We start from the raw sequence: 13,647 nt of genomic DNA on the forward strand, positions 1-13,647 counted from the left end.
CATGTCTTGTGTTATACTGTTTGACATGAGGAATATGGTCTCCTTTCTGGTGTGTTTGGTGTGGTAGCTTAACTATATCACAGGAGACCCTATTTCTCATACTTTTTTATTCGCTTGTCCAAGATGTATTATAGTCCTACAGATTTTTCCGCCGGAAAACGCCGCGTTGGTTGACGCGCGCGGGCGGGTATGGTATGATACCCTTATATAACCCCGGCGTGGCCGCATGGGCCTGCGCCGGTAGTGAGGAGACAGAACAGCATGGTTTTTTGGAAACGGGAGCTGCGGGAGCTGGAGGCTTCCGGGCACCGGTTCGAGGATATTTTTCGCATTTTTTCCACGGAATTCACGGACACGCCCTTTTCTCTGCAGTTTACTGCCGGGCAGACGCAGCGCATGAGCTATGCGGAGCTGACGGCTCTGACGAACCGCTTGGCGCGTGTGCTGCATGCGCACTTTGCCGGGCAGGAGGGCGCGTTTCTGGCGATCCGCATGGAAAATTCTCCCCTGTGGGTCGCGGCGTTTTTTGGCACGCTGATGGCGGGCTTTCGGCCTCTGCTGCTGAACCTGCGGCTGGACGACGCGACGCTGGCCCCGGTCGAGCAGCTGGCGGCGGGCGTTCTGACGGACCGGCCGCGCGCGGGCTGTATCGATCTGTCCGCGGCCGGTGATGCGGCGGGATTCACGCCCGTCTGGGCCGATGAGATCGCTCTGATGACCTCCGGCACGACCGGCACGCCGAAGCTCGTGCTCTATGACGGCGCGGCAATCACGGCACAGCTGCTGCAGTCTGAGAGCATCGTGCGCAAGTGCCCGGAGGTCAAGCACGACCGGCTGGCGCGCGAGCTGCGGATGCTGGCATTTTTGCCGTTCTATCATATTTTCGGCCTGATGGCCTCGCTCTTGTGGTTCATTTTCTTCGGCGTGACGTTCGTGTTTCTCGAGCGCTACGACAGCCGCAGCATCCAGTATGCCTGCAAGGTCGGCCGCGTGACGCACTTTTTTGCCGTGCCCGCCGTGTGGGAGCAGACGGCCCGCCAGCTCCTGCGCGAGGCAGAGCGGCAGGGGCAGAAGGAAAAGCTCCTGCGCGCCGTGCGCTTCTCCAACGGGCTGCAGTCCGTCTTCCCGCGGCTCGGCGCAAGGCTGGCGCGGCGCGTGCTGTTCCGCCGCGTGCGGGAACAGGCGCTCGGCACGGAGCCAATGTTCTGCATCAGCGGCGGAGGCTTCCTGCAGCCGCAGGCGGCCGAGCTGATGAACGGCCTCGGCTACGGCATGCACAACGGCTACGGCATGACGGAGACGGGCATCCTGTCCGTCGAGCTGTCGCGGCGGGCCAAATGGCGGCTGTCCGGCGGCGTCGGTCAGCCTCTGCAGGCGCTCTCCGGCGGCTGGCGCATTGCGGAAGACGGCGTGCTGGAGCTGCGCTCTCCGCTTCTATACACGGCCATGCTCGAAAACGGCGTGCGCGTGCCGCGCGATCCGGAGGCATGGTTCCGCACGCGGGACGTCTTCCGCGCCGAGGGCGGCAGGTGGTATATGGAAGCCCGGCAGGGCGACCTGATCATTGGCGCGAACGGTGAAAATCTCAGCCCGGACCTGATCGAGCAGCGCCTTGCCCTGCAGGCCGGGACGGCCAGTTGTGTGCTCGGTATGGAGCTGGAGGGCGATGAGCGCCCCGTGCTGATCGTGCAGACGGCTGCGGACGACTATGCAAGAGCCAGAGCCTCCGCTGCGGCCTATGAGGCGGTTGCCCGCCTGCCGCTGACGATGCGCCCGGCGCGTATTTTCCTGACGGAGCAGGAGCTGCCCATCAGCTTCGGCAAGCCCCGCCGCGCAGAGCTGCGCGAAAAACTGGCGGACGGCTCGATCGTCCTGGCCCCGGCGCACCGGCCGGAGCCGGAGGAGCTGACCCGGCTGGAGGACGAGAGCAGCCGCGCGCTCGTGCAGGAGCTGTGTGAGCTTCTCGGCTCCGTGACGGGGCAGACCGTCGGCCCGGACACGCAGCTCCTGCAGGAGCTCGGCGTGGACAGCCTGACGTACTACAATATTTTTTCCGCCGTTTCGGAGCGCTACGGCATCAGCCTGACGATGGATGCTGCGCACCCGCTGTTCACGGCGCGGGATTTTGCCGCTGCAGTGCAGGCGGAGCGGGAGGCGGTCGAATGAAGCTGCTGTTCCGCTGGATCAACAAGCTGCTGTGCGGCTGGAACGTCGGCCTGTATTTCCGGCCGCGCATCCGCTACGAGGGCAAGAAGTGCCTCCCGGCCTTTACACGCGGGCCGGCAATTATCATCACGAACCACAAGAACCAGATGGATTTCCTGCTGGTGCTGTATCTGTTCTATTTCCGCTATGTCCGCTGCCTCGTCGGTAAGACGTTTTATGAGTGCAACCGCTTCCTGAACTGGTGCCTGCGGATGCTCGGTGCCATCAAGGTCGACCGCTTCTCGTTCGGCATGGACTTTTTCTGCGAGTCGGTCGAGGCGCTCCGGCGCGGGCAGCTGCTGCTCATCTTCCCGGAGGGGCGCTTCTCCACGACGGGAGAAATTCTGGAATTCCGCAGCACGGCGGCCCTGCTCGCCCTGCAGACCGATGTGCCCATCATCCCCATGTGGCACTCCGTGAACTATGGCTTCGGCAAGCGCACGGACGTCGTCATCGGCGAGCCGATCCGCCTTTCGGAGCTGTGCTCTACGGCCAATCCGGACGCGGCGGAGCTTGACCGCCTGACGGCCATCCTGCGCGACAAGGTCATCGAGCTGCGCGGCATGGCGCAGGAGGCGTGAGCCATGCGGAAGCTGCTGCAGCGGCTGTGGGATATCGCCGCAGATTTTGCAAATTTTATGGGCGGCCTCGGCATGCGCCTTGTCTGGCTGCCGAAGCTCCATTTTTCGCCCGGCGCGGAGCATGTGCGCACGGACCCCGGTCCGGCGCTGTTCGTGCTGAATCACAGCTGGTGGATGGATGCCCCGATGCTGTGCCTGCTGTGCCGCCGCAGACGCATTTCCGTCGTGGCGGCGGGCGAGATGTTCACGGGCGTGCGCAGCCTTGCCATGCGCTCGCTGCGCTGCATCCCGGTCGACCGGGCCGCGGGCGCGGACCTGAGCTTCTTCCATGAGGCGCTGCGCCGCCTGCGCGCGGGCCGGTGCGTCGCCATCTTCCCGGAGGGGGCGCTCAACCCGACGGAAACGCTCCTGCCCTTCAAGCAGGGGGCGGCGCTGCTGGCCCTGCAGGCCGGGGTGCCGGTCATCCCCGTCTACAGCGCGGGGAACTATCAGCCGTTCCAGCGGCTGCAGTTCCGGTTCGGCGCGCCCATCGTGCTGACGCAGCGGCCGAACGCCGCGGGCGTGCAGGAGGCGACGCAGTGCCTGCAGGAGGCCATGGAGCGCCTGCAGGAGGAGCTTTATCTGGAGATGAAACCGAAATATCGGAAGCGTGCGGCAGAGTTTCACCGCCGTTTCCGGGAAACGACGCTCCGGCGGCAGCGGGAGCAGCAAAAAGGAGAGAGAAATCATGACGCTTGAACGCCTGATCCGTGTTGCGCAGACGGCGCTGGAGGGCTCGGAGGCAGATCTCACCCATGTAACGGTGCAGACCCGCCTGCAGGAGGACCTCGGCCTGAACAGCATCACGATGCTGATGCTCATGATCGGCATCGAGGACGAATTTTCCATCCGCTTCCCGACGGAACGCCTGCCGGAGCTGCACACCGTTGGCGATGTGGTCGCCGTCATCGAGGAGCTGCTCCATGCTCCGGCGTAAACGGCTGGCAGACCTGCCGGAACACTGGGACTTCGGCGAGCTGACGCCCGGTGCGCAGGTGCGTGTGCGGCGCAGCGGGTATTACCACCACGGCATTTACATCGGAAACGGTGAGATCGTCCATTTTGACGGCTCGCCGAATGAGCAGGATGCAGCTGCCGTGCGGGTGCGCCGCACCGGCATGGAGGAATTCCTGCGCGGCGGCCTGCCGGAGCTTCGCATCTATGGCCGTGCGGAGCGAAAGCTGCTGCGCGCGCCGGACGAGATCGCCGCAGCCGCGCTTTCTGCCGTCGGCCGCGGCGGCTATGACTACCGGACGAACAACTGTGAGCACTTTTCCAACGAATGCGCTTTTGGCGAGCACTACAGCCGCCAGAGCGGGGAGGGTAACGAATGAAAAAGTGGTGGATTGTTTTGATAGCCGTTCTGGCGATCGCCGCTGCGGCGGTCGTCGGCTATATGCTCAGCACGGCGCCGCGCGGCGTGGAGAGTCTGCAGGCCACGCAGCCGGAGACGGCCGCGCCCACGGAGCCCGCAACGGAGCCGCCGACCGAAGCGCCGACGGAGCCGCCCATGGAGGCGGGCGAGACGCTGGTCCTCAACGGGACGGAGCTTGTCACGGCCATTTCGGACGGAACGGAATACGTTTCGGCAGACGCGCTGCAGCAGGCGGGGCTTCCCCTGCCGGAGGCGGAGCCGCTTCAAAACGGCGGGACGGACTATTATGTGCTGTCCGCCGTCTCGGAGGAGAATCGCTGCGCGGAATATGTCGACGACGAGACCGGACTTCGCTATCTGACGCCCGGTGCGGCGCGCTTTTCCATCGAGCAGAGCGTGAACGTGCCGGTGCTCATGTACCATGCTGTCAGCGACAATATGTGGGGCATTGACGAGCTGTTTGTCAGCCCGGCCTCCATGGAGGAGCAGCTGCGGTATCTTGTGGACAACGGCTATGAGCCAATCTGGTTCTCCGATCTGGCGGAGCTGGAGCAGTACGAGAAGCCTGTCATCCTGACGTTTGATGACGGCTATGACGACAACTACACGGAGCTTCTGCCGCTGCTGCGGAAATACAATGTCAAAGCGACGGTGTTCATGATCGCCGATGCCATGGGCATGCAGCACAAAATGACGGAGGAGCAGGTGCGCGAGATGGCGGATTCCGGCCTCGTTTCCATCCAGAGCCACGGCCTGACTCATGCGGATATGGATGCCATGGACGAGGAGACGCTCATCCGGGAGCTTGGCGAGTCGCAGCGTATCCTGACGCGCGTGACGGGCCGTCAGCCCTCGGTGCTGTGCTATCCGACGGGCCGCTACAGCGACCTGACGCTCGAGGTCGCAGAGCGCTACTACAACTTCGGCCTGAAAATGGTCGGCGGGCAGTATAACACGGCGGACGATCCCTTCCTTGTGAGCCGCTATTACGTCTCGCGGTATACGGGCCTTGACAGCTTCGCTGCTATGGTCGCCCCTGCGGGCACATAAACAGGCCGCAAAATGCAAAACACGCAAAAGCAGGTCCTTACGGACCTGCTTTTGCGTATCAGCCTCGCAGAGTTCGCCGCCCGCAGACGGCGAACGAATTGCAATCTCTTTGTCGGAAAAGCCCGAAGGTTTTTTTCGATTTTTTTCGACAGGAAGGCCCGGCCTGCTCTACCGAGCGGCCGGGTCGTTTTCGTGATCCCTTTGAAGTAAATTATCCAGCATTTTCAGGCACACGGCGCGGAAGACTGCTTCGTCCTCCGGGCTGATGCCCTGCCGCAGCAGATGGTCGGTCTCATCGAGGCACGAGACGAACTGCGCGTGCATGGCGCGGGCCTTGTCCGTGGGCAGGAGCTGCTTGCAGCGCTGGTCGCGCGAGACCGCGCGGCGCTCGAGCAGGCCTGCGGCCTCCATGCGCTGAAACAGGCGGCTGAGCGTTGCACCGCGCAGCTGGAAGCGCTGCTCCACGTCGCGCTGCGTCAGGCAACGGCCCTCGTTGCGCAGCAGATAGTGCAGGATCATGCCCTGTGTGCCGGTCAGCTCTACAAGCCCGGCCTCCGATGCCGCTGCGTCCAGATGGCGGCGGATCTGATTGGACAGACATTTTACGACACCGCCGATGGGCTGCTCCATCTGCTGCATGGATGCTCCGCCTCCGTTTCTGCTTTTGGAATTTATAAATCTTATTATACCGCCGGATCGCGGCTCCGTCAACCGTGGAATGACAGAATTAACAAAAAATCCATTGACAATTTAGTGATATCGCCATATAATTAGCATGCTAACAATTTGAAGCAAGGAGGAATACCATGCTGAAAACCTTGGGGGCGCAGGTGAAGCAGTATCGCTGGGTCACGTTCATCACGCCCGTTTTTTCTGCGCTGGAGGCCGTGGCTGACATGTTCCTGCCGATGCTGATGTCCCAGATTATCGACAAGGGCGTCAAGGTCGGCGGACAGGCCGGTATGCAGGCCGTGCTGCACTACGGCGCGATCATGGTGGCCGTTGCCATCGGCGCGCTGCTATGCGGCATTCTGGCGGGCCGCTTCGCCTCGATCGCTTCAACGGGCTTCGCGGCGAATCTGCGGCAGGCCATGTTTGCCAACATCCAGAGCTTTTCGTTCTCGAACATCGACCGCTTCTCCACGGCAGGCCTTGTTACGCGCCTGACGACAGACGTCAGCAACGTGCAGCTCTCCTATCAGATGATCACGCGTATCTGCGTGCGCGCGCCTGTCATGCTCATCACGGCGCTCATCATGGCATTTTCCATTCACGCCAGCCTGAGCATGATCTTCGTTGCGGCCATCGTGATTCTGGCGGCTGCGCTGTCGTTCATCATCTTCAAGGCGACGGGCACGTTCAACCGCGTGTTTAAGAAGTACGACGATCTGAACGCCAGCGTGCAGGAGAACGTCGGTGCTATCCGCGTCGTCAAGGCCTTCGTGCGCGAGGATTATGAGCGCAGCAAGTTCAACAAAGCGGCCAACGCCGTCTACCGCATGTTCGTAAAGGCGGAGACCTACGTGTCGTTCAACAACCCCGTGATGATGCTGACGGTGTTCGGCAGCATGCTGGGCCTGTCGTGGCTCGGCGCAAAGGCCATCGTGCTTGAAGGCTTCACGGAGGGCGGCCTGATGAGCCTGTTCAGCTATGTCATGAGCATCCTCATGAGCCTGATGATGATCTCCATGATCTTTGTCATGATGAGCATGAGCGTGGCAAGCGCCCGCCGCATCTGCGAGGTGCTGAACGAAAAGGCCGACCTCACCAGCCCGGCGCAGGCGCTCACGGCCGTTCCGGACGGCAGCGTGGATTTTGACCACGTCAGCTTCTCCTACCGGCAGGGCAAGGGCAAGCCCGTCCTGCAGGACATCGACCTGCACATCGAGGCCGGGCAGACCATCGGCATCCTCGGCGGTACGGGCAGCGCGAAGTCGAGCCTCGTCAACCTGATCTCCCGCCTGTACGATGTATCGGAGGGCAGTGTTCGCGTCGGCGGGCACGATGTGCGTGAATATGACCTGACGACGCTGCGTGACGAGGTCGCGGTCGTGCTGCAGAAGAACGTGCTGTTCTCCGGCACGATCCTGGAAAACCTCCGCTGGGGCAACGCGGAGGCCACGCAGGAGGAGTGCGAGCGTGTCTGCCGTCTTGCCTGCGCGGACGATTTTATTCAAGCCATGCCGCAGGGCTATGAGACCTACATCGAGCAGGGCGGCACGAATGTCTCCGGCGGGCAGAAGCAGCGCCTGTGCATCGCCCGCGCCCTGCTGAAAAAGCCGAAGATCCTCATCCTCGACGATTCGACGAGCGCCGTCGATACCGCGACGGACGCGCGCATTCGCAAGGCCCTGCGCGAGGAGATCCCGAATACGACGAAGATCATCATTGCCCAGCGCATTTCCAGCGTGCAGGACGCCGACCGCATCCTTGTTCTGGACGAGGGCCGCGTCAACGGCTTCGGCACGCATGAGCAGCTGCTTGCCTCGAACCGCATCTATCAGGAGGTCTATCAGGGGCAGACGCAGGGCGGCGGCGACTTCGACGAGAAGGAGGGTGCATAATATGGCGACGAAACCGATGCGCGGCCCTGCCGGGCGCGCGATGCACGCCACGGAACGGCCGAAGAATACCGGCAAGACCATGCGCCGCACCATGGCCTTCATCCTGAAGCACTATAAGTGGCACTGCCTTGCCGTCGTGATCTGCATCGTCCTGACGGTGCTGGCCCAGCTGAACGGCACGCTGTTCCTGCAGAAGCTCTATGACAGCTACCTTTCCCCCATGCTGGAGAGCGGCAGCACGGACTTCACGCCCCTGCTGCACAAGCTCATCCAGGTCGGCGCGGTCTACGCCATCGGCGTGCTGTGCTCGTGGGGCTATACCCGCCTGATGGTCAATGTCTCGCAGGGCACGATGCGCAACTTCCGCGAAAAGCTCTTCGGCCATATGGAGAGCCTGCCCATCTCGTATTTCGACACGCATTCCCACGGCGACATCATGTCCGTCTACACGAACGATATCGACACGCTCCGCCAGTTCATCGGCCAGAGCCTGCCGCAGCTGTTTTCCAGCATCATCAGTATCGTGAGCGTGTTCGTCAGCATGATCGTGCTCAATGTGCCGCTGACGCTGCTGACGCTCGTCATGGTGGCTCTGATGCTGTTCGCCACGAAGAAGATCGCCGGGAAGTCAGGCAAGTTCTTCGTCCGGCAGCAGCAGGACCTCGGCAAGGTCAACGGCTATATCGAGGAAATGATGCAGGGCCAGAAGGTCGTGAAGGTCTTCAACCACGAGCAGGCCGCCATCGAGCGCTTCAACGAGCTCAACGAGCAGCTGCGCGACAGCTCCTGCCGTGCCAACAGCTATGCAAACGTCCTCATGCCGGTCAACGCCCAGCTCGGCAACGTCAGCTACGTGCTGTGCGTCGTGGCGGGCGCGGCGCTGGCGCTGCATGGCTATGTCGGCCTGACGCTCGGCACGCTCGCGGCGTTCATGACGCTCAACCGCAGCTTTAACCAGCCCATCACGCAGGTCAGCCAGCAGCTGAACTCCGTCGTTATGGCCATGGCCGGTGCGGAGCGCGTGTTCCGTCTGCTCGATGAAAAGTCCGAGACGGATGAGGGCTATGTGACCCTTGTCAACGCGGTCGAGCATCCGGACGGCACGCTGACCGAGAGCGAGAAGCGCACCGGCGTGTGGGCGTGGAAGCATCCGCATCAGGCGGACGGCACCGTGACCTATACGAAGCTCGCGGGCGACGTGGTGTTCCACGATGTGGACTTCGGCTATACGCCGGAGAAGATCGTTCTGCACAACATCGATCTCTATGCGACGCCGGGCCAGAAGATCGCCTTTGTCGGCTCGACGGGCGCAGGCAAGACGACGATCACGAACCTCATCAACCGCTTCTATGACATCGCGGACGGCAAGATCCGCTATGACGGCATCAATATCAACAAAATTCGCAAGGACGACCTGCGCCGCAGCCTCGGCATGGTCCTGCAGGATACGCACCTGTTCACCGGCACGGTCATGGAGAACATCCGCTACGGCCGTCTGGATGCTACGGACGAGGAATGCATCGCTGCGGCGAAGCTGGCCAATGCGGACGGCTTTATCGAGCGCCTGCCGAACGGCTATGACACCATGCTGACGAGCGACGGCGCGAACCTCAGTCAGGGCCAGCGCCAGCTGCTTGCCATTGCGCGCGCCGCCGTGGCAGACCCGCCAGTGCTGATCCTTGACGAGGCGACGTCCTCCATCGACACGCGCACGGAGGCGCTTGTGCAGGCCGGTATGGACGGCCTGATGAAGGGCCGCACGACGTTCGTCATCGCCCACCGGCTTTCGGCGGTGCGGAATGCGGACTGCATCATGGTCCTTGAGCAGGGCCGCATCATCGAGCGCGGCACGCACGACGATCTCATCGCCCAGAAAGGCCGCTATTACCAGCTCTATACCGGCAAAAAGCCGGAGAAATAAAACCAAAGACGCTGCAGCTTTTTCGTGGCTGCAGCGTCTGTTTTACTTTTTCGGCAGGATGACGCGGAACGTCGAGCCCTGCCCGGGGGCGCTGTCGACCTCGATGACACCGTCGGACAGCTCGACGATGCGCTTGACGAGCGGCAGGCCGAGGCCGTTTCCCATGGCCTTGCGGGAGCTGTCGCCCTGATAGAATTTCTCGAAAATGCGCGCTTGCACCTCGGGCGTCATGCCGCAGCCGTGGTCCATGACGGAGACGACGGCGCATTCCGTCTGGTCGAGCAGGCGCAGGAACAGCTCCTGCCCCGGCTCACTGAATTTGATGGCATTGCCGATGAGGTTCGTCCAGACCTGCAGCAGCAGCGGCTCGCAGGCCGTCACGCTCACGGCGTCCAGCTCGGCACGAAAGCTCAGCGACTTTTCCTCCCACTGCGGCTCGAGCATCACAACGGCCTGCCGCAGCTGCTCATCGAGGCGGAACGTGCTGCGCTGGTCGGAAAGCGACTGATTTTCGAGCTTTGAGAGCATGAGGATGTTGCCGACGAGCGTGGAGAGGCGGTGCGTGTTATAGAGGATCTTGTCCAGATATTCGTCGCGCTCCGCCTGCGTCAGGCCGGTGTCCTGCAGGAGCATGGCATAGCCCTCGATGGCGGTCAGCGGCGTCTTGAATTCGTGTGAGACGCTGGAGACAAAGTCGTTTGTGACGTTGTTGATCCGGTTCATCTCGCGCACGAGTGCGTTGAAGTTCCGCAGGGTCGTCTGCACCTCTTCAAGCTTACTCGGGTCTTCGACCGTGATGCTGTAGTTGCCGCGCGCGACCTCGCGCGAGGCCTTGCTCAGCTTGACCATCGGGGCCAGCACGCGCCGCCCGACGAGAAAGCTGGCGCTGCCGCTTGCGGCGGCCGCCACGAGCAGCAGGGCCACGAGCGTGGAGACGTTGATGTGGCCGATGACGCCGAGCTGCTGCAGGGCCGTCAGCGCGCCGACAACGGCGCCGAACGAGATGATGACGACGATGGCGATGATGAGCAGGTAATACGTCCGCAGACGCAGGGAAAAGCGTTTATCCTTCTTCATGCTTCCGCTCCGCCTTATAACCGATGCCCCGAACGGTTATGATCTCAAAGTCCTGATTTTCCCGGAAACGGTCGCGCAGCCGGTTGATGTGCACGTCCACCGTGCGGGGGTCCGTGTGGGTGTCGATGCCCCAGATGTCGTCCATGAGCTGCTGCCGCGTGAAGATGTGCCCCGGCGAGGAGACGAGCTTGTATAGCAGCAAAAATTCCTTCTGCGGCAGGACGGTCTGCACGCCGCCCGTCAGAACGGAGAACGAGTCGAATTCGAATGTCGTTGTGCCAAGCGTCTGCCGCCGGTCCGCGACCATCTGCGCGCGCCGCAGCAGGGCGTTGATGCGCAGCACGAGCTCGTTGACGTTGATGGGCTTGACCAGATAGTCGTCCGCCCCGGCCAGAAAGCCGAACTGCATGTCCTGAAAGCCGTCGCGCGCCGTGATCATCAGCACGGGGATAGTGCTGCCGCTGTCGCGCAGGCCGCGCACCAGCGCATAGCCGTCCAGCTGCGGCATCATGATGTCCGAGACGATGAGGTCGATATAGTCGCGCTCGAGGACCTGCAGCGCCTCCACACCGTCGGCTGCGCCGATGGGCTGGAAGCCGTGGCGCGTCAGTACGCGGCAGAACAGCTGCCGCAGCTCGGCGTCGTCCTCGGCAACGAGAATCTTGAACATGGGGATCCCTCCGTTTCCGTCTTCTCAGTATACCACAGACGGCCGGATTTTGGAACGGAAAATTTCCGGTTTATGAACTGAAATTCATAATCGGTTGACGCAGAATTGATAATTCCGGGATATGATATCAGTAGAAATAGGAAAAGGACGGAAACGGAATTGAAAAATAAAATGTCGCGGCAGGAACGCCGCGAGGCGCGCCTGCGGCAGGAAAAGCTGCGCCTGCAGAAGAAAAGCAAGCTGACGCTCGTCGTCTATGCCGTGATCCGGCTCATCGTGATCGGCGTGCTCATCCGCTCTGCCTTCAACGGCCAGATCGAGAGCGTCTATACCTGCCTTCTGACGCTCGTGCTGCTGCTCCTGCCCTCCATTCTGGAGCGGAAGCTGGGGGTACGCCTCCCGGCCGGCCTGGAGATCACGGTCGTCATCTTCATCTTTGCAGCGGAGATCCTCGGCGAGATCGCCTGCTTCTATGTGACGGTCCCGTTCTGGGATAAGGCCCTGCATACGACGAGCGGCTTTATCTATGCGGCGGTCGGCTATTCCATGGCGGACGTTCTGAACCGCCACAAGAAGGTCAGCTTCGAGCTTTCGCCGCTGTTTCTGGCGCTCGTGGCGTTCTGCTTCTCCATGACGATCGGCGCGGTGTGGGAAATTTTTGAATTCTCCATGGATAACCTGTTCCACAAGGATATGCAGAAGGACACAGTCATCCAGCAGATCACCTCCGTGGCGCTCGACCCGACGAACCGCAACATTCCCATCACCATTTCAAACATTCAGGATGTCGTCGTGAACGGCGAGAGCCTCGGCCTCGGCGGTTATCTGGACATCGGCCTGTATGACACCATGGGCGACCTGATCGTCAATCTTATCGGCGCGGTCGTGTTCAGCGTCATCGGCTATTTCCATCAGAAGCACCGCAAAAAGTCCGTTGTGACGCAGCTGTTCGTCCCGCAGGTGGACGAAAAAGAGGAGGATGTGCAGCATGAATGATAAGGAGCACCGCAATCTGGAGCGCGCGGGAAAGGCGGATACGGACCGGATCCTGACGATCCCCAATGTGCTAAGCTTTTTCCGGCTGGCGCTCATTCCCGTGATCATCGTACTGTATGCAAAGAATGAGGTCTGGTGGGCGTTCGGCATGCTCGTGCTGTCCGGCGTGACGGACGTTGTGGACGGCTGGGTCGCGCGGACGTATCACATGGTCTCGAATTTCGGCAAGGCCATCGACCCCGTTGCCGACAAGCTGACGCAGATCGCCGTGCTGCTGTGCCTCATGCCTATGAAGTGCTGGTGGGTCGTCGGCATTCTGGTTTTGAAAGAGGTCTCCATCGGCATCATGACGCTCCTGACCCTGCACCACACCGGCATGGTCTACGGCGCGGGCTGGTACGGCAAGCTGTGCACGGCCGTGATCTACCTTTCCATGTTCGTCCTGATGCTCTGGCGGACGGCGCCGGACTGGTTCCTGTATGCGGATGCCGCGCTCTGCGCCTGCCTGATCCTGCTGGCGTTTGTGAAGTATGCCATCCGCTACGGCGGCATTCTGCGGGAGGCGCGCGCAGACGGCGCGCGGAAGCAGGCATGAATGCGCCGATCCTCTCGTTTTTTGCGGCGCATGCCCCGCGGCAGGCGCTGCACCGCGGCCGCAGGAGGCGCTTCTTCCGCTGCCCGGCCTGCAGAGCCGTGCAGATCGTCCCGGCAGGCTGCGGCCAGACGAAGATCGTCTGCCGCAAGTGCGGGGAGATATTCTTACGGAGAACTTGAATACGACAGGGGGCCGCTTATGGAGGGGCTCCATAAGGAGGAAGGCAGTGCAGAATTTGTGCTGCCTTCTTTTATACGATTCGAAAACGGATCGATACTGGATTATTGGTGACAAAACCCGATGCTCGCTGTATCTGTGGACAAAATGATATTCCGGGCTTTGCCCGGAGTGATATTTTCCTTTTCGGAACGTGATAGAAAAGCCTCCCGGCTTTTGTGATATTATATTCGCCGGTGAAACTGCCGCAGGCAATATCACGATGCGAAGCATAATATCACTGTCCGAAGGACAATATCACTCGCCGTCAGGCGAATATAACTGAGGCGCACTTCCGGAGTGCGCCTCTCGTGCGGCCTCCTTTTTGCGGGAACTTCCGGTGCTCTGCTGCGTCTAA

Annotated in this window: 14 protein-coding genes; 11 read left to right on the forward strand and 3 right to left on the reverse strand. The window is 61.6% G+C overall.

The window, feature by feature from the left end:
• Positions 1-261 precede the first annotated feature (261 nt).
• The 6 genes from ACMKFF_RS02425 to ACMKFF_RS02450 are packed head-to-tail and all read left to right on the forward strand — an operon-like array spanning position 262 to position 5,250.
• Complete coding sequence (locus ACMKFF_RS02425; RefSeq protein ID WP_419495929.1) at positions 262-2,166, forward strand: AMP-binding protein; 1,905 nt, start codon at positions 262-264, stop codon at positions 2,164-2,166.
• Complete coding sequence (locus ACMKFF_RS02430; RefSeq protein ID WP_349136650.1) at positions 2,163-2,786, forward strand: lysophospholipid acyltransferase family protein; 624 nt, start codon at positions 2,163-2,165, stop codon at positions 2,784-2,786. Before ACMKFF_RS02425 ends, ACMKFF_RS02430 begins: the two co-directional genes overlap by 4 nt.
• A 3-nt stretch (positions 2,787-2,789) precedes the next feature.
• On the forward strand, positions 2,790-3,524 hold the full coding sequence (locus tag ACMKFF_RS02435; protein ID WP_419495930.1) for a lysophospholipid acyltransferase family protein: 735 nt from the start codon (positions 2,790-2,792) through the stop codon (positions 3,522-3,524).
• Positions 3,514-3,762 (forward strand): acyl carrier protein, encoded by a 249-nt coding sequence (locus ACMKFF_RS02440; RefSeq protein ID WP_418487994.1) that lies wholly within the window; start codon positions 3,514-3,516, stop codon positions 3,760-3,762. The genes ACMKFF_RS02435 and ACMKFF_RS02440 overlap by 11 nt, the downstream gene beginning before the upstream one ends.
• The gene (locus ACMKFF_RS02445; RefSeq protein WP_419495931.1) at positions 3,749-4,159 is read left to right on the forward strand and encodes a lecithin retinol acyltransferase family protein; all 411 of its coding nucleotides are present in this window, start codon (positions 3,749-3,751) and stop codon (positions 4,157-4,159) included. Before ACMKFF_RS02440 ends, ACMKFF_RS02445 begins: the two co-directional genes overlap by 14 nt.
• A complete protein-coding gene (locus ACMKFF_RS02450) occupies positions 4,156-5,250 on the forward strand; it encodes a polysaccharide deacetylase family protein (protein ID WP_419495932.1) in 1,095 nt (364 codons plus the stop codon). The genes ACMKFF_RS02445 and ACMKFF_RS02450 overlap by 4 nt, the downstream gene beginning before the upstream one ends.
• 168 nt (positions 5,251-5,418) lie before the next feature.
• On the opposite strand, the gene ACMKFF_RS02455 is transcribed toward ACMKFF_RS02450, so the two are convergent.
• A complete protein-coding gene (locus ACMKFF_RS02455; RefSeq protein WP_418468200.1) occupies positions 5,419-5,889 on the reverse strand; it encodes a MarR family winged helix-turn-helix transcriptional regulator in 471 nt (156 codons plus the stop codon).
• Positions 5,890-6,056: 167 nt separating this feature from the next.
• Here ACMKFF_RS02455 and ACMKFF_RS02460 point away from each other — a divergent pair, with 167 nt between their 5' ends.
• Positions 6,057-7,814, forward strand: a complete 1,758-nt coding sequence (locus ACMKFF_RS02460) for an ABC transporter ATP-binding protein (protein WP_418487990.1) — start codon at positions 6,057-6,059, stop codon at positions 7,812-7,814.
• Between the two features lies 1 nt (position 7,815).
• Positions 7,816-9,735 carry an ABC transporter ATP-binding protein gene (locus ACMKFF_RS02465; protein ID WP_419495933.1) on the forward strand — a complete coding sequence of 640 codons (1,920 nt, stop codon included), beginning with the start codon at positions 7,816-7,818 and terminating at the stop codon, positions 9,733-9,735.
• A gap of 42 nt (positions 9,736-9,777) precedes the next feature.
• On the opposite strand, the gene ACMKFF_RS02470 is transcribed toward ACMKFF_RS02465, so the two are convergent.
• Positions 9,778-10,812: a HAMP domain-containing sensor histidine kinase gene (locus tag ACMKFF_RS02470; protein ID WP_419495934.1), complete on the reverse strand. Its 1,035-nt coding sequence runs from the start codon at positions 10,810-10,812 to the stop codon at positions 9,778-9,780.
• Entirely contained in the window at positions 10,799-11,482 is a 684-nt protein-coding gene (locus ACMKFF_RS02475; RefSeq protein WP_417324920.1) for a response regulator transcription factor, read from the reverse strand. The genes ACMKFF_RS02470 and ACMKFF_RS02475 overlap by 14 nt, the downstream gene beginning before the upstream one ends.
• 159 nt (positions 11,483-11,641) lie before the next feature.
• Between ACMKFF_RS02475 and ACMKFF_RS02480 the strand changes: the two genes are divergently transcribed.
• The 3 genes from ACMKFF_RS02480 to ACMKFF_RS02490 are packed head-to-tail and all read left to right on the forward strand — an operon-like array spanning position 11,642 to position 13,252.
• Positions 11,642-12,478: a hypothetical protein gene (locus ACMKFF_RS02480; protein ID WP_419495935.1), complete on the forward strand. Its 837-nt coding sequence runs from the start codon at positions 11,642-11,644 to the stop codon at positions 12,476-12,478.
• On the forward strand, positions 12,471-13,073 hold the full coding sequence (locus tag ACMKFF_RS02485; protein ID WP_349136718.1) for a CDP-alcohol phosphatidyltransferase family protein: 603 nt from the start codon (positions 12,471-12,473) through the stop codon (positions 13,071-13,073). The genes ACMKFF_RS02480 and ACMKFF_RS02485 overlap by 8 nt, the downstream gene beginning before the upstream one ends.
• Positions 13,070-13,252: a hypothetical protein gene (locus ACMKFF_RS02490; RefSeq protein ID WP_349136719.1), complete on the forward strand. Its 183-nt coding sequence runs from the start codon at positions 13,070-13,072 to the stop codon at positions 13,250-13,252. The genes ACMKFF_RS02485 and ACMKFF_RS02490 overlap by 4 nt, the downstream gene beginning before the upstream one ends.
• Positions 13,253-13,647 lie beyond the last annotated feature (395 nt).

This window comes from Faecousia sp. (assembly GCF_048519415.1).
Lineage (GTDB): Bacteria > Bacillota > Clostridia > Oscillospirales > Oscillospiraceae > JAZOXB01.

Bases quoted from the DNA above. Each gene is read 5' to 3' on its own strand.
- ACMKFF_RS02425 (WP_419495929.1), top strand. From the start codon at position 262: ATGGTTTTTTGGAAACGGGAGCTGCGGGAGCTGGAGGCTTCCGGGCAC.
- ACMKFF_RS02430 (WP_349136650.1), top strand. From the start codon at position 2,163: ATGAAGCTGCTGTTCCGCTGGATCAACAAGCTGCTGTGCGGCTGGAAC.
- ACMKFF_RS02435 (WP_419495930.1), top strand. From the start codon at position 2,790: ATGCGGAAGCTGCTGCAGCGGCTGTGGGATATCGCCGCAGATTTTGCA.
- ACMKFF_RS02440 (WP_418487994.1), top strand. From the start codon at position 3,514: ATGACGCTTGAACGCCTGATCCGTGTTGCGCAGACGGCGCTGGAGGGC.
- ACMKFF_RS02445 (WP_419495931.1), top strand. From the start codon at position 3,749: ATGCTCCGGCGTAAACGGCTGGCAGACCTGCCGGAACACTGGGACTTC.
- ACMKFF_RS02450 (WP_419495932.1), top strand. From the start codon at position 4,156: ATGAAAAAGTGGTGGATTGTTTTGATAGCCGTTCTGGCGATCGCCGCT.
- ACMKFF_RS02455 (WP_418468200.1), bottom strand. From the start codon at position 5,889: ATGCAGCAGATGGAGCAGCCCATCGGCGGTGTCGTAAAATGTCTGTCC.
- ACMKFF_RS02460 (WP_418487990.1), top strand. From the start codon at position 6,057: ATGCTGAAAACCTTGGGGGCGCAGGTGAAGCAGTATCGCTGGGTCACG.
- ACMKFF_RS02465 (WP_419495933.1), top strand. From the start codon at position 7,816: ATGGCGACGAAACCGATGCGCGGCCCTGCCGGGCGCGCGATGCACGCC.
- ACMKFF_RS02470 (WP_419495934.1), bottom strand. From the start codon at position 10,812: ATGAAGAAGGATAAACGCTTTTCCCTGCGTCTGCGGACGTATTACCTG.
- ACMKFF_RS02475 (WP_417324920.1), bottom strand. From the start codon at position 11,482: ATGTTCAAGATTCTCGTTGCCGAGGACGACGCCGAGCTGCGGCAGCTG.
- ACMKFF_RS02485 (WP_349136718.1), top strand. From the start codon at position 12,471: ATGAATGATAAGGAGCACCGCAATCTGGAGCGCGCGGGAAAGGCGGAT.
- ACMKFF_RS02490 (WP_349136719.1), top strand. From the start codon at position 13,070: ATGAATGCGCCGATCCTCTCGTTTTTTGCGGCGCATGCCCCGCGGCAG.